Source organism: Plantactinospora mayteni, from assembly GCF_016862935.1.
GTDB classification, from domain to species: Bacteria; Actinomycetota; Actinomycetes; order Mycobacteriales; family Micromonosporaceae; genus Plantactinospora; species Plantactinospora mayteni.
In genome coordinates this window covers 152,579-172,614 of the sequence record NZ_BONX01000045.1, presented here as the reverse complement: position 1 = coordinate 172,614, position 20,036 = coordinate 152,579, and the positions used below count along the sequence as shown (strand labels likewise).

Genomic DNA, 20,036 nt, shown 5'->3' with positions numbered 1-20,036 from the left:
ATGCGCGTCGTCGACATCGCCCACGGCCGTTCCGGCGACAAGGGCGACACCTGCAACGTCGGGCTGGTGGCATGGGACGACGAGGGCTACCGGATCCTCTGCCGCGAGGTGACCGAGGAGCGGGTCGCCGCGCACTTCGGTGACCTGGTGAAGGGCACGGTCACTCGCTACGAGCTGCCCGGCATCAAGGCGCTGAACTTCGTACTCACCCGGGCCCTCGACGGCGGTGGCACGCTCTCGCTGCGCTCGGACCACCTCGGCAAGGTGATGTACGCCTGGCTGCTGCGGATGGAGATCGAGGGGCCCGGGTGATCAGCGAGCCGCACGTCCTGGTCTCCCGGCGTGGCCCGCTCGCGGTGCTCACCCTGAACCGGCCGGACGACCGCAACCCACTCGACCCGGAGCTGTCCCAGGCGCTGCTCGACGAGCTACGCGCGGCGCTGGCCGACGACGAGGTGCGGGCGGTGGCGATCGGCGCGAACGGCTCCGCGTTCTGCGCTGGCGGCGATCTCCGGCAGCTGAAGGAGCTTGCTCGGCGCCCGGCCGAGGAGGCGTGGGCCTGGCCCCGGGCCATCGTGGACCTGCACCAGTTGGCGCTGCGGGCGCCCAAGCCGCTGGTCGCGCTGGTCGACGGCCCGGCGTACGCCGGAGGCATGGGGCTGGCCGGGATCTGCGACATCGTGCTGGCCACCCGGCGCGCGTCCTTCGCGCTGCCCGAGGTCCGGGTCGGACTGTTCCCGATGATCATCGTCGCGCACCTGGCCCGGCTGCTGCCTCGACGGCTGCTGCTGGACATGATGCTTACCGGGCGAGCGATCGACGTGGACGAGGCCGCGCGGGCGGGCTTCCTCTCCCGCGTCTGCGCGAACCCGGCGGAGATGTGGGCGGCGGCCGACGAGTACGCCGGAATGTTCACCGACACCAGCCCCACGGCGGTGGCGCTCGGCCGGCGCGCGTTCGCCCTGCTCGCGGAGATGCCGGCAAGCCAGTCGCTGGAGGCCGCGCAGTTCCTGAACCTCACGTTCTTCCTCGGCAGTGACCTGGCCGAGGGTGCCTCGGCCTTTCTCGACAAGCGACCGCCGGCCTGGCGGAGCGGCGAGGACAGGAGCGAGGATGGCTGAGGCGTTCATCGTCGGAGCGGTCCGCACACCGGTCGGCAGGCGCGGTGGCGGGCTGTCCGCCGTACACCCGGCGGACCTGGGGGCACACGCGCTGCGGGGCCTGGTCGTGCGGACCGGGGTCGATCCGGCGCGCATCGACGACGTGCTGTGGGGGTGCGTCGGTCAGGTCGGCCCACAGGCCTCGAACGTCGGGCGGATCACGGCGCTCTCCGCCGGGCTGCCCGAGTCGGTGCCGGGCACGACCCTGGACCGACAGTGCGGGTCCTCGCAGCAGGCCCTGCACTTCGCGGCGCAGGCGGTGCTGTCGGGTACCCAGGACCTCGTCGTCGCCGGCGGCGTCGAGGTGATGAGCCAGGTACCCATCGCGTCGCCGACCACGATCGGCCTGGCGGCGGGGATGGCGCACCCGCGCGGCGGGCAGGGCTGGGCGGAGCGCTACGGCGACCAGGAGATCTCGCAGTTCCGCGGTGCGGAACTGATCGCCGAGAAGTGGGGGCTCACCCGAGAGGCGATGGAGGCGTACGCGGTCGAGAGTCACCGCCGGGCGATCGAGGCCATCGAGCGGGGACTCTTCGACGACGAGATCCTGCCGTACGGCGACGTGACCCGGGACGAGGGCCCACGACCGGGTACGAACCCGGCGAAGCTCGCCACGCTCGAACCGCTCCGGGAGGGCGGCCGGCTCACCGCGGCGCTGTCCAGCCAGATCTCCGACGGTGCCGCCGCGCTGCTCGTCGCTTCTGGGCGCGCGGTGCGCGAGCAGCGGCTCACCCCGTTGGCCCGGGTGCACACGATGACGGTCGTCGGCTCGGACCCGGTCTACATGCTCACCGGCCCGATCCCGGCGACGGAGAGACTACTGGAGCGCGCGGGCGTCGCGCTGTCGGAGATCGGGGCGTTCGAGGTCAACGAGGCATTCGCGAGCGTACCGATGGCGTGGCTGCGGGAGACCGGCGCGGACCCGGCGCGCACCAACCCGCAGGGTGGCGCCATCGCCCTGGGCCACCCGCTCGGCGGCACCGGTGCCCGGCTGCTCACGACGTTGCTGCACCGGATGCGGCGGGAGAACCTGCGCTACGGCATGCAGACCATGTGCGAGGGCGGCGGGATGGCGAACGCCACGCTGCTCGAACTGGTCTGAGCTGACGGCCGGCATCACCGAGACGTCGAGGAGCACGACGAGATCGACGGGCTCGGCTCGATCGCGCCGCAGCCCCCGCACCCAGGGGCGCCGGTCGGATGCGTGCCCGTGTCGGCCCGCGACGGGCACCGGATCGAGGACGTTGACACCCCCGGTTCGGTGGGACTAGCCTAACCGCATAACTATGATAATAAATAGTAGGGACTCGTTGACGCGGTAGCGCGTCGAGAACGGGGATGGAGTGAGCTGTGGACGAGGAAATCACCGCCTTCTTCAGCGCTGACCCCGAGACGATCTCGTGGCCCTATCCCATGTACCAGCGCTGGCGCGAGGGCACCGGAGTGTTGCGATGGGAGAGCGGGCCCGCCACCGTCGTCACGCACTACGCCGACGTCAAAGCCGTGATGGCCGGCGCGTACCCGACGATCCAGAACGCGTACCGCTTCGGTGAACTCGCCGAGGGGACGATTGCCCGGCTCCCCATGGACCAGCACGAGATCTTCTTCAAGGTGCTCGACTTCGAGGGCCTGTTCATGAGCCGGAAGGAGGGCGGGGAGCACGCCCGGCTGCGCCGGATCGCGGCCCGCGCCTTCACCGCCCGGCGCATCGAGCAGCTTCGGGCATCGGTGCAGAAGCACGTGGACGACCTGATCGAGGAGATGCTCGGCAAGCCCGACCCGGACGTGAAACGGGACCTCGCCAACAAGCTGCCGGTCCGGGTGATCGTGGACCTGATCGGGGTCCCCCAGGAGGACCGGGATCTGATCTGGGAGTGGTCCGAGGCGGTCGGCCGGCTGTTCTCGCTCGACGAGAAGAGCCTGCGCGAGGCGGACGAGGCGATCGACGCGTTCCGCGAGTACGTCGGACGCACCGTCGACCGGGTACGGCGTACCGGCGAGGGACCTGAGCTCGCGAAGGCGATGCTGGAGCAGCGCGACAACGAGGCGCTCACCGAGGAGGAGCTGGTCGCGATGTACCTGCTGATCCTCTTCGGTGGCAGCGAGACCACCACCAACCTGCTCGGCAACGGCTTCCTCGCCCTGCAACGCCACCGCGACCAGTGGGACATGCTGGTCAGGGAGCCGGAACTGGTGCGTCCCGCGATCGAGGAGTTGATCCGCTACGACTCACCACACCACTACCTCCCGCGGGTGGTCGCCGAGGACTTCGAGCTGCGCGGCACCGAGCTGAAGAAGAACCAGACCCTGATCGTGGTCATGGGTGCCGCGAACCACGACGAGAGCTACTTCCCGAACCCGTCGGTGCTGGACGTGACCCGGCCGAACAAGGCCGACCACCTGTCGTTCGCGTTCGGTGTCCACTACTGCCTCGGCGCCGCGCTCGCCCGGTTGGAGGGCGAGGTCGCCTTCACCAGCCTGCTCACCCGCTTCCCGGACGCGCGGCTGCTCGACGACCAGCCGAGCTACGGAGGCAGTGCGATGCTGCGCGCGATCCAGCACCTCCCCACCGACCTGGGCGCACCTGTTGGCTGAGCACGGCTACCGCCTCGCAGACCAGCCGCAGGTGCCGGACGGCCGCTGGGACGCCCCCGCGTTCGTGCGCGGTGACCGGAGCGTCACCTTCGCCGCGCTGGACGCTCGCGCCTCCGCGTTCGCGGCTGCTGCGGTGCAGGCCGGACTGGTGCCCGGGGACCGGGTGCTGCTGCTGATGCCGAACGGGCCGGAGACGTTCGAACTGCTGATCGGCTGTGCCCGCGCGGGGCTGGTCGCCGTACCCGTCAACTGGCGGCTCGCACCCGCCGAGGCCCGCGCGGTCGCCCGCGACGCACAGGCCCGCGCGGTCGTCGCCGACCCGTCGCTGTCCGACCTGCTCAGCAGCGTGACGGACGGGCGCGACCTGCGACTCTGCCTCCGGTTGGGGGAGGAGTACGACCGATGGCTGTCCCGCCCCCGACGCGCTGTCGCGCCGGTGGCCGGTGACCCGGAGACGGTGGTGTTGCAGGTCTACACCTCCGGTACGAGTGGACGACCCAAGGGCGTGCTTATCACGGACCGGAACCTCGACGCCAAGGTGCCGCAGGTGACCCCGCTGTGGGGGTTGACCGCCGACAGCATGAGCCTGCTCGCCACGCCGCTGTTCCACGTCGGCGCGCTCAGCTGGGGGCTCACCGGGCTGTACGCCGGAGCGACCACCGTACTCGCCGGCGACGCGTCCCCGGCCACCCTGCTGCGGCACCTCGTCGAGGACCGGATCAGCCACACGTTCCTGGTCCCGGCGATGATCACCCGGCTCTGCGAGGCGGCGGAGTCGGACGCCACCTTCCCCGACCTGCGGGCGATCGTCTACGGCGCCGCACCGATCACACCGGAGGCACAGTCGGCCGCGCTGCACACCTTCGGTCCGGTGCTGCACCACGTCTACGGGATGTCGGAGACCACCGGCGCGTTCACCGAGATGCCGGCCGACCCCGACCTGCCCGCCGACTCGCCGCTGCTGCGCTCCGCCGGCCGCCCGTACCCCTGGGTCGAACTAGAGATCCGCGACCCCGAGACCGGGGCGTCGGTGCCGACCGGGGAGTACGGCGAGGTGTGGACCCGCTCCGCGCAGAACACACCCGGTTACTTCCGGCTGCCCGAGGAGACGCGGACGCTGCTCACCGACGACGGCTGGCTGCGCACCGGTGACGGCGGACGGCTCGACGCCGAGGGGAGGCTCTTCCTCACCGACCGGGTCAAGGACATGGTGATCACCGGCGGGGAGAACGTCTACCCCGAAGAGGTCGAGGAGGTGCTGCGCCGGCACCCGGGTGTTGCCGAGGTCGCCGTCTTCGGGGTAGCCGACGCGCGCTGGGGCGAGGCGGTGGCGGCAGCCGTGGTGCCGCGACCCGACTGCGTTCCGACCCCCGAGGAGCTTGTCGCGTTCACCGACGGGCTGCTCGCGGGCTACAAGCGTCCGCGCACCGTGGTGGTGGTCGACGCCCTCCCCCGGAACCCGACCGGCAAGATCCTCCGGCGACGACTCCAGGAGCAGTACCGATGAACCTTTTTCAACCTGAACCGCGCGGCGCTCACGCACCGCGTCCGACCCTGCGGTCCGTCGGACCGCAAGGGGAGGTTGAAAAAGGTTCAATGAGCAGTCCCGTCCGGATTCTCGGCTTCGTCAACCACATCGCCCCGGTGCCCGACATCGAGGACGAGATCCGCCAGGCGTTCGAGTGGGGCGTCGACGTGGTGGTCGCCCAGGGCACCGGCAGCGACTGGGGGCCGTACTGGCTCGGCTCGGGTGAGCAGGTCTCCGCCAACCAGGCCGCGAACGTCGAGCCCTATGTGCGGGCGGCGCTCCAGCACGGGGTGCCGTTCGTCTTCTCCCTCGGCATCGCGGGCGCCGACGTGCACCTGGAGACCTGCCTGCGCGGTTTCGACGAGATGTGCGAGCGCAACGGGTGGAGCCCCGAGGTCGGCGTGGTCCGCTCCGAGATCGGCAAGGACTACCTGGCCGCCGCCGTCGCGGACGGCCCACCGGTGGTGCCCTGCTCCGAAGGCGCGGGACACCAGCCACTCACGCTGGCCGACGTCGCGGACGTCGAAAGAGTGGTCGCGCTGATCGGCCCGGAACCGGTGCAGGAGTTGCTCGGTCGCGGTGTGGACGGCGTGCTCACCGGGCGCGCCCTCGACATCGGACTGTTCATGGCGCTGCCGATGATGCGCGGCATCCCGACCGCGGTCGCCGCGCACGCCGGCAAGCTGCTCGAGTGCGGTGGCCTCGCCCTGGAGCCGGGTGACTCGGGCCGGAGCGTCTGGGCGAGCCTCGACGAAACCGGCTTCGAGGTGCGTTCCCCCTCGCGGCACGCCCGGGCCTCGGTCCGCTCGCTGGTGTCGCACACCTTCTACGAGCGCGCGCACCCGACGCTGGAGGAGAACCCCGGCGGCACCCTCGACCTGTCCCAGGCCACCTACCAGGAGACCGCGACGGGCATCCGGTGCGAGGGTGCGCGGTGGCACGAGGCGCCGTACACGCTGCTGCTCGAGGGCGCACGCCGGGAGGGCTTCCGGGCGGTCACCCTGCTCGGCGTACGGGAGCCCGAACTGCTCCGGCAGGCACGCACCTGGACCGAGGCCGCCGAGCGGGAGGTACGGTCCGCACCCCGGTTCGCGGCCCACGTTGCCGCCGGCAGGCTGCGGATCAGTACCCGGATCTTCGGGCTGGACGCGGTGCTCGGTGAGCTGGAGCCGAACGAGAAGGTCACCGGTCACGAGGCCGGTGTACTCGTCGACGTGGTCGCGGCGGACGAGGAGTTGGCCAGGGAGGCGGCGTACTTCGCCTTCATCCGGCTCTTCATCGGCCCGTACCCGGGACGCAAGACCACCGCGGGCAACGCGGCGGCGCCGATCATGCCGGTGGTGATCCCGGTCTCCGCCGTCTACACCTTCTCCATCTACCACCTGCTGCCGTTGGCGGACCCGGTCGAGCCGTTCCGGCTCGGTGTCGAGCGGTTCCCGCGTGCCGGCGCCGTCCGGGAGGAGGCCGCCGATGCGGCTGTATGAGTGCGCGGACATCATCCGCAGCAAGAACGCCGGACCGTTCACGCTCACCATCGATCTGTTCTTCGGTGACGAGGAACGCTACTCGATCGCCAAGGGCTCGACACTGCTCACCGTGGCCGGCGTCGCGCAGGCGTACGGCGTCGAGGAGTCGCGGGTGAAAGGCGTCTACTTCGACGACCGGATCCGCGCCGCCAAGGTCTCGTTGCTGCGCTGGTCCTCCAGCACCGACCCGTTCTGCGCCGACATGTTCGGGGCACACCTGCACACCCCGCTCGCCGACGGCGAGCTGGTCCCGGCTCGCTCCGAAGGGGTACCCGAATGAAGTTCGGCATCCTGCTCACCTCCGTCTACGACGCGAGCGTCGACGCCCGGGTCCAGCGGGCCGAGCACGAGGACCTGGTGCGGACCTCCGAGCAGCTCGGGTTCGACCTGATGGTCTGCGGGCAGCACTTCCTCGGCTCCGAGCTGCGCTACTTCCAGCCGGTCCCGTGGCTGACCCACATGGCACAGGTGGCGCCGTCGATGGAGGTGGCTACCGGCATCGTGCTGCTGTCGATGGTGAATCCGGTCGACATCGCCGAGCAGATGGCCACGCTGGACGTCCTCACCGACGGACGGGCGATCTTCGGCGCCGGCCTCGGCTACAGCGGCCACGAGTTCGACGCGTTCGGGGTCGAGCCGGGCACCCGGGTAGCCCGGTTCGAGGAGTCGCTGAGCCTGGTCAAGCAGCTCTGGAGCGGTGCGGAGGTCGACTTCAGCGGGAAGTTCACCAGCGTGCACGGTGCCCGGCCGTCCGTACGCCCGATCCGCGAGGGTGGTATCCCGGTCTGGGTCGGCGGCCAGGCCGCCGGAGCGGTCAAGCGCGCCGCCCGGATGGGTGACGCGTGGTACTCACCGCCGTTCCCCACGCACACCGAGCTGGCCGGTCTGCGCAGGCTCTTCCTCGACACCCGGGCCGCGCACGGGCTCTCCCTCGACGGCGACTTCCCGCTGCGCCGTGAGGTGCTCCTCGCACCGGACCGGGTGGCCGGGATGGACGCCGCCCTCGAGCGCTACCGCGCCCGCTACGAGACGTACCAGAAGTGGGGCCTGTCCGGCGAGAACACCCCGATCGAATCCGGCGAGCGGCTGCGCGCCGACATCATGGACAGGTTCATTCTCGGCTCCGCCGCAGAGGTCGCGGACGGCTTGGCGAAGCTGGCGGAGGATCTCGGCATGACCCACTTCGTGTACAAGCCGCACTGGCCCGGCCTGCCGCACCGCGAGGCGATGAAGCAGCTTGAGGAGTTCGGCACCAAGGTGGTCGCGGAGCTCACCCGATGAGGCTCGAGACGGGGCAGGTCGCGGTCGTCACCGGGGCGGCGAGCGGGATCGGCCGGGCAATGGTCGACGCGTTCGCGGCGCGCGGGCTCGTCGTGGTCCTCGCCGACGTGGAGCGGGACGCCCTCGACGGCGCCGTCGCCGAGGTCTCCGCGACCGGCGCCACCGTCGAGGGCCACGTCGTCGACGTCGGTACGCCGGACCGCTTGGAGGCGCTCGCGGACCACGTCTTCTCGACGTACGGCCGGGTCGACGTGGTCTGCAACAACGCCGGTGTGGTCACCTCGCGCCGACCGGTGTGGGAGCAGTCCTTCGCCGACCTGGAGTGGACCACCCGGGTCAACTTCTACGGTGTGGTCAACGGGATTCGGGCGTTCGTCCCGTACCTGGTCCGCGCCGGACGCGGCCACGTCGTGAACACCGCGTCGATCGCCGGCCTGGCCACGATTCCCGGTGGCGGCAACGGTGTGTACTCGGCCACCAAGCACGCCGTCGTCGGGCTCTCCGAGACCCTGGCCGTGGAGCTGGCCCGGGCGGCACCGGAGGTCGGCGTGACCGTGCTCTGCCCCGGTCCGGTGCCGAGCCGGATCCACGACGCCGCACGCAACCGCCCCGCGTCGCTGGTGGCCGACCCGCCGGCCACCGCGCCTGACGCTCTGCCGAAGCCGGACTTCGGCCTGGAGCTGCGGAAGGTTCCGGCCGAGGTGGTGGCCGAGCAGGTGGTCGAGGCCATCGAGTCCCGGCGTGCCTACGTGGTGACGGCACCCGACACCGTGCCGCTCGCCAAGGCTCGGGTCGACGCGCTGTTGTCGGCGCTGGCCGGCTGACGGCGCCCGTTCTCCCCGGCCGGGTCGGGGTCAGCGCGCTCGGACCTCGTTCGAGCCGTGCGCAGCTCGGTGCGACCGCGCCACCCGTGCCCGGCTCGCGGTCACTTGGCCGTGATGCCGCCGTCAACCGGAATGGTCACGCCGGTGACGTACGAGGACAGGTCGCTGGCCAGGAACAGTGCCACCTTGGCGATCTCGCTGGGATCGGCGGCCCGCCCCATCGGGATGGTCGCGAAGAACGCCTGCTTGCGCCTCTCGATCTCCACCGGGTCGTCGATCCGGAAGAACGCCGGCAGACCCGGGGTCTCCACCGAGCCCGGGGCGATCGCGTTGACCCGGATGCCCTCGGTGGCGAACGCGAGCGCCATCGACCGGACGAGTGCGATCAGTCCACCCTTGGTGAAGGAGTACATCGGGCTGTACGGCGAGCCGATCAGGCCCGAGGTCGAGCTGGTGAAGATCACCGAGGCGTTCCCGGCGGCCTTGAGCGCGTCGGTCAGGTACCCGCTGAGGAAGAACGACGCCCGTGCGTTGACCTCCAGGCCGGTGTTCCATTCCTCCTCGGTCAGGTCGAGACCGGCCGCACCCGGGATGCCGACGTTGTTGTAGAGCACGTGCAGCGCACCGTGCTCGGCGGTCACCCGCTCGGCGAGTGCCTTGAGTGCCCCGAGGTCGCGGACGTCGACGACCGACGAGGTGCCGCTGCCGCCCTCGGACTCGATGGCCGCGACCGTCTCCTTGGCGGCCTCCCCGTTCACGTCGACGACGATGACATGGGCGCCTTCGCGGGCGAACAGCTCGGCTGCCGCGCGGCCCATGCCGGAGGCCCCGGCGGTGATCAGTGCGACCTTGTCCTTGAGAAGCATGGTGTCTCCGTTCTCCTTCGGGTTTCGGTTCGGCGTCAGGCGGTGACGAGCTGCTCGGCGAGTGCCCGGGCCTGCCGGGTGGCGAACACCAGGCGCCGTGGTGCGTAGGCGTCGCCGAGGATGTGCACCCGGGGCAGGTCGGGGTGCAGCTCGTCGTACAGGGTGGGGTCGGAGACGCTGCCGCAGGCGAGTACGACCGAGTCGAACTCGCCGCGTCTGCGGATCTTCCAGGAGTAGACGTGCCGGCACTCGACCGTGTGCCGGTCGATCCGCACGACCTCCTCGTTGAAGTGGAAGCCGACGTTGTTGTCGTCCAACCGGCCCAGGATGCCGCCGATGATGTAGCGACCCATCAGCGGCGCCGCCTGGGCGGTGGCGTAGACGACCGTCACCTCGTGGCCGTTGCTGGCCAGGTGGTCGGCGACCGAAAGGGGAGCGACGTGGTCGTCCTGCGCCACGATCAGTACCCGGCGGCCGGGGGTCGCACGTCCGGCGAGTACGTCGCGGATGTCGTGCACGTGCTCGGCCTCGACGCCCTGGATCGCCGGGGTGCGGGGTCCGGCTCCGGTGGCGACGGCCACCACGTCGGCACTCACAGCGCGGACATCGCCGGCGGTCGCGCGCCGGCCGAGCGTGACCTTGACGCCGAGTCCTTCGAGGCGACGGCGCTGCCAGGTGAGGTACTCGCCGTACATCTCGTGCCGGGGCGCCATCGGCGCGTAGCGGAGCTGGCCACCGAGCTCGTCCTCGGCCTCCCAGAGTTCCACCTCGAGGCCGGCCTCGCTGGTCAGCGCGGCGAGTTCCATGCCCGCCGGGCCGCCGCCGACGACCAGCAGCCGGCGGCTCGTGCTCGGCCGCGCCCACGGCCCCGCCACCTCGTGGCCGGCGCCCGGGTTCACCGCGCAGCCGAACGCCAGACCCTCCACGTAGCGGCGGCTGATGCACTCGTTGCCGCCCACGCACGGCCGGATGTCGGTCAGCCGGCCTTCGCGTGCCTTGAGCAGCAGCTCGCCGTCGGCGATGTGCGCCCGCGCCATGCCGACGATGTCGGCGCTGCCCGAGCTGAGCACCCGTTCGGCGACCTCCGGTCCGTTGATCCGGCCGGTGTGCACGACGGGGAGCGAGATGCCCTTCGTCAGCTCGGCGGCGAGCCCGGCGAACTGGGCCGGGTCGAAGTACGTCGGCTGGATGTAGCTCGGGTTGCCCCACGGGCTGCCGACGACCCCGTGTACGTAGTCGATCAGCCCGGTGGCCTCGAAGTACTGCGCGAGCTCGACACCGCCCGGCACGTCGTACCCGCCGGGGACCTCCTCGCGGATGTTGAGCCGGATGCCGAGCGTCATGCTCGTGCCGATCACCTCGCGGATCGCCCGCATCGTCTGCACCGCGAATCGGCATTGGTTCTCCAACGAGCCGCCGTAGCGGTCGGTGCGGTGGTTGGTGAGCGGGGACAGGAACCACTCGTGCAGGTCGTCGTGGTTGAGGTGCAGCTCGATCCCGTCGGCGCGCCCCTGCATGGCCAGCCGGGCGGACTCGGCGTACTCCCTGACGAAGGCATCGATGTCGGTCTGGTTCATCACGTGCGGCATCAGGTTGATCGTCGGCGCGCTCATCGTGTGGGAGGCACCGTGCGGCATCCCGCCCTGGTGCACCATCTGCACCGACACCGTGGCGCCGTGCGCGTGCAGCGCGTCGGAGAACTGTTGGACCCGCTCGACGAAGAAGGGCAGCCGGAAGAATCCGAGCGTGGCCGCACCGACCCCGGTCGGCTCGAAGCCCGGGATCAGGTGGTTCTTGACGTGGGTGGAGAGGCTTGCCACCCACGCGACCCCGTCGTTGCGGACCCGCTGCTCGAAGTAGGCGATGTTGCGGGTGGCGTCCTCGTCGGTGCCGTAGATGTTGCCGATCGCCGACGCGTGCGGGGGCAGCATCACCCGGTTGCGTAGTCGCATCGTCCCCACGGTGATCGGCGAGAACAGGTGGGGAAACCCGTGGGCGGCAGCACTCTCCGAAGCGTCGGTGGTCCGGGTCATCGGCGGGCTCCCAGGGACGGCGTGGGCGGCATCGCTATTTCTAGCATGTCCATGTGCATGATTACTAGAGATAACGTTTGACTGGAGGAGGCTTCCTCGGGTGCGAGCGGCGGCTCCGCCGTACCGAGGGTGCGCGGTTCGTGTGCAGCCTTCGCGGTCGGTGTGGCCCGGTCCCCTGTCGCACGCCAATCGACCGCCGGACGCGGCATCGGGGAAGAGTTGTCATCTGGACGTTGGTGCATGATAATGATAGGCATTATTAGGCGTTGGTGCGGAGCCAGGGCGTCGAAGCCGTACCCCTCGGTCATGGCGGCAGCGTGACGGCGGCGGTGACGAACCCGTGCCGGGACTGCGGTGCGGCAATCGGGAGGTGGATGGTGAGCGGGGAGAAGGTTCTCCTGGTCGACGGGGCGCGGACCCCGGTGGGCAGTTTCGGCGGTGCGTTCCGGGACGTCCCGGCCCACGAACTCGGGGCCACCGCCGTGCGGGAGGCCCTGTCCCGGGCGGGCGTGCCGGCGGAGGCGGTCGACGAGGTGGTGATGGGCTGCATCGGCCAGGTCGGTCCGGACGCGTACAACGCGCGCCGGGTGGCGCTGGCCGCTGGCCTGCCGGTCGGCACCCCGGCCTACACGGTCAACCGGTTGTGTGGCAGCGGGTTGCAGGCGATCTGGTCGGCGGCGGCGCAGGCCGGGTGGGGCGGCGCGGACCTGATGGTCGCCGGCGGCGACGAGAACATGACGCGGATGCCGTTCTACGACTTCGGCGCCCGGTCGGGTTACAAGCTGGGCGACCGTACCCTGGTCGACGGCACGGTGATGATGCTGACCGACCCGTTCCACGATATCCACATGGGCGTGACCGCGGAGAATGTGGCCCGCGAGTACGGCGTCTCCCGCCAGGATCAGGACGAGTTCGCGTGGGAGTCGCAGCGTCGGGCGGCGTCGGACGCCGCCGGGGCGGCCTTCGGCACGGAGATCGTCGCCGTCGAGGTCGGTGGGCGCCGGCCGGTGACGGTCGATCGGGACGAGCACCCCAGGCCGGAAACGACGCTGGAGGCGCTGGCCGGGCTGCGGCCTGCCTTCGCAACCGCCGGCACCGTCACGGCGGGCAACGCGTCGGGGATCAACGACGGCGCCGCCGCGGTGGTGCTGGCCCGGGAGTCCGTCGTCGCGGAGCGGGGCCTGACCGCGCTGGTGAGCCTGGAGGCGGTGGCGACCGCGGCGATGGAGCCGGAACTGATGGGCTACGCCCCGGTGCCGGCGCTGAAGAAGTTGTTCGACCGGACCGGTACGAGTGTCCGCGACATCGACGTGGTCGAGCTCAACGAGGCGTTCGCCGCCCAGGCGGTGGCGGTGATCCGGGACGCGGGGCTGGACCCGGAGCGGACCAACCCGTACGGCGGGGCCATCGCGCTCGGCCACCCGGTCGGAGCCACCGGCGCCATCCTGGCCCTGCGGGTGGCCAAGCACCTGGCCCGTACCGACGGGGAACTCGGCATCGTCACCATGTGCATCGGCGGGGGGCAGGCCATGGCCGCCCTCTTCCGCCGCGTCTGAGCTGAGACGCTGGCGGGCGAGCCGACAGGCTGGACCGGGAACACCGACAACAGGTAAGGGACATCATGCTTATCGAGAACACCGCCGCCATCGTGACCGGAGGCGCCTCCGGGCTGGGCGCGGCCACCAGCGAGGCGCTCGCCAGGCGCGGCGCGAAGGTCTTCGCCTTCGACCTGCCCGCCAGCGTCGAGGGGGCGCAGGGCGGCGACGGGATCGAGTACGTCGCCGTCGACGTCACCGATCCGGTGCAGGTCAGGTCCGCCGTGAACCAGGCGGCCGGCTCGGGTCCGCCGCTGCGTACCGTCGTCAACTGCGCCGGCATCGGTCCGTCGATGCGGATCCTCGGCAAGAAGGGCGTCCACGACCTGGCCCTCTACGCAAAGGTCGTCCAGGTCAACCTCGTCGGCTCCTTCAACGTCCTCGCCCTGGCCAGCGAGCGCATCGCCGAAACCGAAGCCGACGAGCACGGGCAGCGCGGCGTCGTCATCAACACCGCATCCGTTGCCGGCTACGAGGGCCAGGTCGGCCAGGCCGCCTACTCGTCGTCCAAGGGCGGGATCCTCGGCCTGACCCTTCCCGCGGCCCGGGACCTGGCGCAGTACGGCATCCGGGTCTGCACCATCGCCCCCGGCATCGTCGACACCCCGATGCTCGCCACCGTCTCCGAGGAGTTCCGCGCGGGCCTCGCCGCCGGCGTGCCGTTTCCCAAGCGGCTGGCCCGGCCCGACGAATACGCCCAACTCGCACTGTCGATCATCGAACACGACTACCTCAACGGCGAAACCATCCGGATGGACGGCGCCCTGCGGATGAGCCCGCGTTGAGACCTCCTGGGCGGCGTCGTGCCGGTTGGCGCCCGGCGGCTATGAGGACCTTTGCAGCGATCGTCAACCAGGAGGAGGTCGAGGCGCGATGAACATCGTCGTACTCGTCAAGCAGGTGCCTGATTCGGGCGCGGACCGCAGCCTGCGTCCGGACGACAACACCGTCGACCGGGGTTCGGCAGGCAACGTGATCAACGAGATGGACGAGTACGCCATCGAGGAGGCGTTGAAGGTCCGGGAGGCGCACGGCGGTGAGGTGACCGTCCTGACGATGGGTCCGGATCGGGCGTCCGAGTCGATCCGTAAGGCGTTGTCGATGGGGCCGGACAGGGCCGTGCACGTGCTGGACGATGCGCTGCACGGGTCGTGCGCGGTGGCCACCTCGAAGGTCCTCGCCGCCGCTCTCGGCCGGCTGGGCGCGGATCTGGTGATCTGTGGTGCCGAGTCGACCGACGGTCGGGTGCAGGTGCTGCCGCACATGATCGCCGAGCGGCTGGGGGTGGCCGCGCTGACCGGTGCGCGCAGGCTGGCCGTGGACGGTGCGACGTTGACGGTGGAGCGGCAGACGGAGGAGGGCTACGAGGTGGTCACCGCCTCGACTCCGGCGGTGGTGTCGGTGTGGGACACGATCAACGAGCCGCGGTACCCGTCGTTCAAGGGGATCATGGCGGCGAAGAAGAAGCCGGTGCAGACGCTCTCCCTGGCCGACCTGGGCATCGCCGGCTCGGAGGTCGGTTTCGACGGCGCGACCAGTACGGTGCTGGAGCACACCAGGCGCCCGCCGCGGTCGGGCGGTACCAAGGTCACGGATGAGGGCTCCGGCGGCGTACGGCTGGTCGAGTTCCTCGCCACCGAGAAGTTCGTGTGAGGGGTGGGGACATGTCCGAGGTTCTCGTCGTCGTCGAAGCCACTCGGGAGTTCGGCGTCAAGAAGGTCAGCCTGGAGCTGCTCACCCTCGCCCGCGAGCTGGGTACCCCCGCCGCTGTCGTGCTCGGTGGCACCGGCGTGGCGCAGGCGTTGGCCGGGAAGTTGGGCGAGTACGGGGCGGTGAGGATCTACGCCGCCGAGGGTGCGGAGATCGACGACTACCTGGTGGCGCCGAAGGCCACCGTGCTGGCCGACCTCATCGCTCGGGTACGGCCGGCCACGGTGCTGCTCGCCTCGTCCCAGGAGGGCAAGGAGATCGCCGCCAGGCTGGCCGTGAAGCTGGACAACGGCATCCTGACCGACGTGGTCGCTCTCGACGCGGACGGCACCGCCACCCAGGTCGCGTTCGCCGGCTCCACCATCGTGAAGTCGAAGGTCAGCAAGGGGCTGCCGTTGGTCACCGTCCGGCCGAACTCGCTCACCCCCACCCCGGCGGCGGCCACCCCGACGGTGGAGCAGCTCGCCGTGACCGTCGGCGACGCGGACAAGCTGGCCCGGGTGGTGCAGCGGGTTGCCGAGCAGCAGGGCTCCCGCCCGGAGCTCACCGAGGCATCGGTCGTCGTCTCCGGTGGACGCGGTGTCGGCAACGCGGACAACTTCAAGCTGGTCGAGGAGCTGGCCGACCTGCTCGGCGGCGCCGTCGGCGCGTCCCGTGCCGCGGTCGACTCCGGTTTCTACCCGCACCAGTTCCAGGTCGGGCAGACCGGCAAGACCGTCTCCCCGCAGTTGTACGTCGCGCTGGGTATCTCCGGCGCGATCCAGCATCGGGCCGGCATGCAGACCTCGAAGACCATCGTCGCGGTGAACAAGGACGCCGAAGCGCCGATCTTCGAACTGGCCGACTACGGCGTGATCGGCGACCTGTTCAAGGTCGTCCCACAGGCCGCCGAGGAGATCCGCAAACGCAGGTGACGCCAGTGGCGTTGTCCGGGCGGTTGTCCGCCGCGCCCCGGCAGCGCGGCGGACAACCCCGGGTGGGAATGCGGAACTGGTGCCGGCTACCGGGCCCAGAGCCGCCAGGTCTGGTTGAGCGGGCTGCCCTGGCTGGCGGGGTTGCACGTCCACTGATGGACGGGGGCGCGTGCCGCCGTGGAGATCCCGCTCACGTCGACGCACTTCCCGCTGTGCCGCGCGACGAGCTGGTAGTCGTGGACGTCGTTGCCCGAATAGGTGACCTTTCGCAAGGTGAACTGCTGGTTCTGTGCGCCGCTGGTGCACGGCTGCTGTACGACCGCCGCGCCGTCGGCGGCAGAGGAGCCGCTGACGTCCAGGCACTTGCCGGACTGCTGGTTGACGACCGTGTAGGTGTTCGCGGCCCCGCTGACCGGGTGGAGGTTCCACAACTGTTGGTCGCCGCCCTCGCAGTAGAACTGCTGTTGCCGGTTGCCGTCGGCGGTGCTCATGTTGGTGTTGTCCAGGCACTGTTGGGAGTGCTGCGCGACCGCCACCGTCTGGAAGCTGCCGTCCGATGGCGGCAGGAGCGTGATGGTGAAGGTGTCGTCGGCGTTGGTGTGCGGCAGGTTGACGGTGGTGCCGTTGCCGGACAGCGTCACGACGGAGTTGGCGATGGTGATCGGGCCCTGGACCGCGCCGCCGCCGTTGTAGGGGATGCGCTGAGCCACCACCCGTACCTGGTTGTTCTGCACGATGCCGTTGGTGGTGTCGAGGCGCTGTAGGTTGACGGCGATGTTGCCGGTGGTGCCGCCGCCCCCGACGAGGATCTTGGCGACGCCGCTTGCCTTGGTGGCGAAGGCGTCGTAGGCCGGGCTGGGCGTGACGGAGGAGATGAGTCCGGTCTGTGACCCGTAGAAGCGGTAGACCCACCATTCGCCCCTGGGCTGGTGCTGGCCGGCGGAGTTGCGTACGAGCAGGTTGGCGAGGTCGTTGTGGAGGTTGGCGGTACTGGCCCAGTTGGCGCGTAGCCCGTCGGCGCCGGCGCGTTCGAGGCGGGCGATGTACCAGGAGCCGTCGCCGGGGTTCTGTTCGCTGGGTGAGCCGTACTCGTTGATCTGGTACGGGCGCGGGTGCGGGATTCCGCGCGCGTTGAGGGTGGTGTTGGCCACGTTGACGTTGGCGACCGGGTCGCCGGGCAGGCTGTGCCAGCTGACGATGTCCGGTACGAGGTTGTTGGCGCGGACGAAGTCGAGGTACTGGACCCACCAGCCCCCGGTCGAGGGCACGCAGGCGCAGCTCGGGCCGACGATCAGGTGGCTCGGAAACTCCGCCCGCAGGCGCTGGTAGGTGCGGCGCCACAGTTCGAAGTACTGCGCCTGCGGGCGGTTCCAGAACAGGCCCAGGTTGGGCTCGTTCCAGATGTCCCACTGCACGGCGATCCCCGCCGCGCGGACGTCGCCGATGAGGCGGGTGAGGAAGGCGTCGTAGTCCGTCCAGTTGCTGTTGTCGCCGGGGAAGCGGGAGATCGGGTACCCGTCGGCGCCCCACAGGTCGTGGGGCAGCAGGATGAACTGGCCACCGAGCGCGATCGTGCGGCGGGCCTGTGCGAGGGTCGAGTTCCACCGCCGTTCGTACCTGCCGGCGACCCACCCGCCCGGTTGGCCGAGCTGGGCCCCACCGGCGCGCATGTAGCGGAACCGCACGTCGCGGTAGAAGTGGTCGGCCGGTCCGGACGCGTTCTCGGTCATGCCGTAGATCCAGCCGGATGCCCGGTAGGTGGGCGAGCCGCCGGTTACGGAGAAGTTGACGGTGATGGATTCGTCTGCGGCCTCGGCGGGCGCTCCGACGGTGACGAGGCAGGCGGCGGTGAGCGCGCCGACCGCGAGCCGGGCGACGAGACGGCGACCTCTGTGCCTGGTGGTGGTGTCCATTCGCGACTCCTCGGGCAGGGAAGGGGTGTGGGGGATCGCCGGGCGAGCCGTGGGCTCGTCCGCGAGGTCGTGGTGACGAAGGCGCTACCGGGCGGGTACCGGGCCGGTGCTGGCGCGCAGCGAGATCGGCGGGGTGAGCAGCAGGTGCCGGGGCGGGGCGTCGGGAGTGGCGATGCGTTCGAGGAGCAGTTCGACGGCGTGGGTACCCATCTCGGTGGGCACGTCCGCGGCGGTCAGCGCCGGCCGGAAGCCCTCGGCCCAGTGCCGGGCGGCGACGCCGGCGATGGACAGATCGCGGGGTACGCAGATGCGCGCGCGTTCGAGGGCGCGTTCGATGCCCGGCAGGGCGGCCTCGTTGAGGGTGGCGATGGCGGTGATCTCGGGGCGCTCGTCGAGCAACTGTTCGAGGCAGGACTCCCCGGCGGCGGCGTCGTCGCCGCAGCACAGGTCGACGCCGGTCAGCCCGCGCTGGGTGACGGCCTCGGTGAACCCGGCCAGCGCGCGTTGGGCGGGTCCGTAGCCCGCGGCGACAAGTTCGGGCGAGCGGTTGATCAGGGCGATGTGGCGGTGGCCGAGGTCGGCGAGGTGGTGCACGCACCGGGCGATCAGGGTCGCGTAGTCGACGTCGACCCAGCAGGTGCCGTGCGGGTGGGCGGTGTGTCCGATCGTGACGAATGGCAGGCCGGCCTGCTGTAGCCGGGTGACACGCGTGTCCTCCAGGCGGATCTCCATCAGGATGACGCCGTCGACCCGCCGGCCGGTGACGACCCGTTCGAAGGAGCGGTCGTGGTCCCCGCCGGAGGGAGACAGGAGTACGTCGAGGTCGGCGCGGGCGGCGGCCTCGACGACGCTGGCGACGAAGCCGAGCTGCATGTCGGTCAGCCGCAGGCTCGCTGGCGGGATCACCAGCCCGAGGGTGCGGGTGCGACCCTCCTTCAACGCCCGGGCGGCGGCATTCGGCCGGTAGTCCAACTCGTCGATGATCGCCTGGATGCGGCGCCGAGTTTCGTCGGAGACGGTTCGCTTGCCGCTGAGTGCGTACGAGACGGTGCTGCGGGACACCCCGGCCCGGCGGGCGATCTCACCGATGTTCATCGGGTACTCCTCACGAACCGGTTCGGCTGACACCCGGAGATGGAAGCAGCCTTGCTCATCGGCCGACGGGGCTGGGCATGGGGGCGCCGAGCTGGGCGAACCGATTCGACCGAAGCGTAGGTATCACCCCGACAGATGTCAATGCCCGGTCTCCCTGACCTGGCCGACGTTCTTCGGGGGGTCGCGCTCGTCAGGGGCATTTGAACTCTTGACGGTCTCGTATCGCAGTTCTATGTTCTGTCGAACCGATTCGGAGAACCGGTTCGACAGCCCGTCGCCCTGGCGGGCGCAGGGACCCTGAGCGATCGACCTGAAGGGAACAGACCGTGAGATCGTTGGCAGACAGCCGGCGCGCCATCGGTGTGGCGCTCGCGGCTCTGGCCGTGGCCGGCGGGACGGTCGGGTGTTCGTCATCGGACGGCAGCTCCGGTGACAGCGGCGGCGCCTACACCATCTGGGACCCGTATCCGCAGTTCGACAACGGCTCGGACCGGGGCGAACTCCTCGCCGACTGCGGTGCCATCTACCTCAGCCTCGGTCTGCTCAACACGCTTCCGGGCCTCGTCGTCGCCGACGACACAATCGCCATCCCGTTCGGAGTGATCGTCTTCCAGGCGTTCATGTCAGGCATCCCGGAGGAGGTCATCCAGGCCGCCACAGTGGACGGTGCCGGACCGCTGCGGATGTTCTGGTCGGTCGTCCTGCCGATCAGCCGCAACGCGACAATCACGGTCGGCCTCTTCGCGTTCCTGTGGGCGTGGTCCGACTTCGTCTTCGCGTCCGCTCTGGACGGCGGGGGTCGGCTGCGGCCGATCACGCTCGGCATCTACCAGTACATCGGCAACAACAACCAGCAGTGGAACGCCATCATGGCGACCGCCGTCGTGGCGTCGATCCCGGCCGCCGCGCTGCTGGTCGTCGCCCAGCGTTACATCGCCACCGGCGTCACCACCGGCGCCGTGAAGGACTGACAACCGCAACCCCCGGAAAGCGAGC

At 70.5% G+C, this 20,036-nt stretch carries 18 protein-coding genes; 14 read left to right on the top strand and 4 right to left on the bottom strand.

Features of this window, described 5'->3' with window-relative positions:
- The 9 genes from Pma05_RS30450 (at position 1) to Pma05_RS30410 (ending at position 8,914) form a co-directional block, all read left to right on the top strand.
- Positions 1-312, top strand: a complete 312-nt coding sequence (locus Pma05_RS30450; RefSeq protein WP_203860927.1) for an AtuA-related protein — start codon at positions 1-3, stop codon at positions 310-312.
- Complete coding sequence (locus tag Pma05_RS30445; protein ID WP_203860926.1) at positions 309-1,121, top strand: enoyl-CoA hydratase/isomerase family protein; 813 nt, start codon at positions 309-311, stop codon at positions 1,119-1,121. Before Pma05_RS30450 ends, Pma05_RS30445 begins: the two co-directional genes overlap by 4 nt.
- Positions 1,114-2,262 carry an acetyl-CoA C-acetyltransferase gene (locus tag Pma05_RS30440; RefSeq protein WP_203860925.1) on the top strand — a complete coding sequence of 383 codons (1,149 nt, stop codon included), beginning with the start codon at positions 1,114-1,116 and terminating at the stop codon, positions 2,260-2,262. Before Pma05_RS30445 ends, Pma05_RS30440 begins: the two co-directional genes overlap by 8 nt.
- 248 nt (positions 2,263-2,510) lie before the next feature.
- Positions 2,511-3,755, top strand: a complete 1,245-nt coding sequence (locus Pma05_RS30435; RefSeq protein WP_203860924.1) for a cytochrome P450 — start codon at positions 2,511-2,513, stop codon at positions 3,753-3,755.
- Entirely contained in the window at positions 3,748-5,262 is a 1,515-nt protein-coding gene (locus Pma05_RS30430) for a class I adenylate-forming enzyme family protein (protein WP_203860923.1), read from the top strand. Before Pma05_RS30435 ends, Pma05_RS30430 begins: the two co-directional genes overlap by 8 nt.
- Positions 5,263-5,351: 89 nt before the next feature.
- Positions 5,352-6,767 (top strand): acyclic terpene utilization AtuA family protein, encoded by a 1,416-nt coding sequence (locus Pma05_RS30425; RefSeq protein ID WP_203860922.1) that lies wholly within the window; start codon positions 5,352-5,354, stop codon positions 6,765-6,767.
- Positions 6,754-7,089, top strand: a complete 336-nt coding sequence (locus tag Pma05_RS30420) for a DUF4387 family protein (RefSeq protein WP_203860921.1) — start codon at positions 6,754-6,756, stop codon at positions 7,087-7,089. The genes Pma05_RS30425 and Pma05_RS30420 overlap by 14 nt, the downstream gene beginning before the upstream one ends.
- Positions 7,086-8,090 (top strand): LLM class flavin-dependent oxidoreductase, encoded by a 1,005-nt coding sequence (locus Pma05_RS30415; protein ID WP_203860920.1) that lies wholly within the window; start codon positions 7,086-7,088, stop codon positions 8,088-8,090. Before Pma05_RS30420 ends, Pma05_RS30415 begins: the two co-directional genes overlap by 4 nt.
- Positions 8,087-8,914 (top strand): SDR family NAD(P)-dependent oxidoreductase, encoded by an 828-nt coding sequence (locus Pma05_RS30410; protein ID WP_203860919.1) that lies wholly within the window; start codon positions 8,087-8,089, stop codon positions 8,912-8,914. The genes Pma05_RS30415 and Pma05_RS30410 overlap by 4 nt, the downstream gene beginning before the upstream one ends.
- 101 nt (positions 8,915-9,015) lie before the next feature.
- Here Pma05_RS30410 and Pma05_RS30405 read toward each other — a convergent pair whose 3' ends face one another.
- Positions 9,016-9,780 carry an SDR family NAD(P)-dependent oxidoreductase gene (locus tag Pma05_RS30405; protein WP_203860918.1) on the bottom strand — a complete coding sequence of 255 codons (765 nt, stop codon included), beginning with the start codon at positions 9,778-9,780 and terminating at the stop codon, positions 9,016-9,018.
- A 35-nt stretch (positions 9,781-9,815) separates the two neighbouring features.
- Positions 9,816-11,813: an oxidoreductase gene (locus Pma05_RS30400; RefSeq protein ID WP_203860917.1), complete on the bottom strand. Its 1,998-nt coding sequence runs from the start codon at positions 11,811-11,813 to the stop codon at positions 9,816-9,818.
- Between the two features lie 377 nt (positions 11,814-12,190).
- On the opposite strand from Pma05_RS30400, the gene Pma05_RS30395 reads away from it, so the two are divergent.
- The 4 genes from Pma05_RS30395 to Pma05_RS30380 all read left to right on the top strand — a co-directional run bounded on the left by Pma05_RS30395 (position 12,191) and on the right by Pma05_RS30380 (position 16,032).
- Complete coding sequence (locus tag Pma05_RS30395) at positions 12,191-13,369, top strand: thiolase family protein (RefSeq protein WP_239313391.1); 1,179 nt, start codon at positions 12,191-12,193, stop codon at positions 13,367-13,369.
- A 65-nt stretch (positions 13,370-13,434) separates the two neighbouring features.
- Positions 13,435-14,193 (top strand): SDR family NAD(P)-dependent oxidoreductase, encoded by a 759-nt coding sequence (locus tag Pma05_RS30390; protein WP_203860915.1) that lies wholly within the window; start codon positions 13,435-13,437, stop codon positions 14,191-14,193.
- A gap of 88 nt (positions 14,194-14,281) precedes the next feature.
- Entirely contained in the window at positions 14,282-15,061 is a 780-nt protein-coding gene (locus Pma05_RS30385; protein ID WP_203860914.1) for an electron transfer flavoprotein subunit beta/FixA family protein, read from the top strand.
- 11 nt (positions 15,062-15,072) lie between these two features.
- The gene (locus tag Pma05_RS30380) at positions 15,073-16,032 is read left to right on the top strand and encodes an electron transfer flavoprotein subunit alpha/FixB family protein (protein ID WP_203860913.1); all 960 of its coding nucleotides are present in this window, start codon (positions 15,073-15,075) and stop codon (positions 16,030-16,032) included.
- An 86-nt stretch (positions 16,033-16,118) separates the two neighbouring features.
- On the opposite strand, the gene Pma05_RS30375 is transcribed toward Pma05_RS30380, so the two are convergent.
- Positions 16,119-17,945 carry an RICIN domain-containing protein gene (locus tag Pma05_RS30375; protein ID WP_203860912.1) on the bottom strand — a complete coding sequence of 609 codons (1,827 nt, stop codon included), beginning with the start codon at positions 17,943-17,945 and terminating at the stop codon, positions 16,119-16,121.
- Positions 17,946-18,029: 84 nt separating this feature from the next.
- A complete protein-coding gene (locus Pma05_RS30370) occupies positions 18,030-19,040 on the bottom strand; it encodes a LacI family DNA-binding transcriptional regulator (RefSeq protein ID WP_203860911.1) in 1,011 nt (336 codons plus the stop codon).
- Between the two features lie 326 nt (positions 19,041-19,366).
- On the opposite strand from Pma05_RS30370, the gene Pma05_RS30365 reads away from it, so the two are divergent.
- Entirely contained in the window at positions 19,367-20,011 is a 645-nt protein-coding gene (locus tag Pma05_RS30365) for a carbohydrate ABC transporter permease (protein ID WP_239313388.1), read from the top strand.
- Positions 20,012-20,036 lie beyond the last annotated feature (25 nt).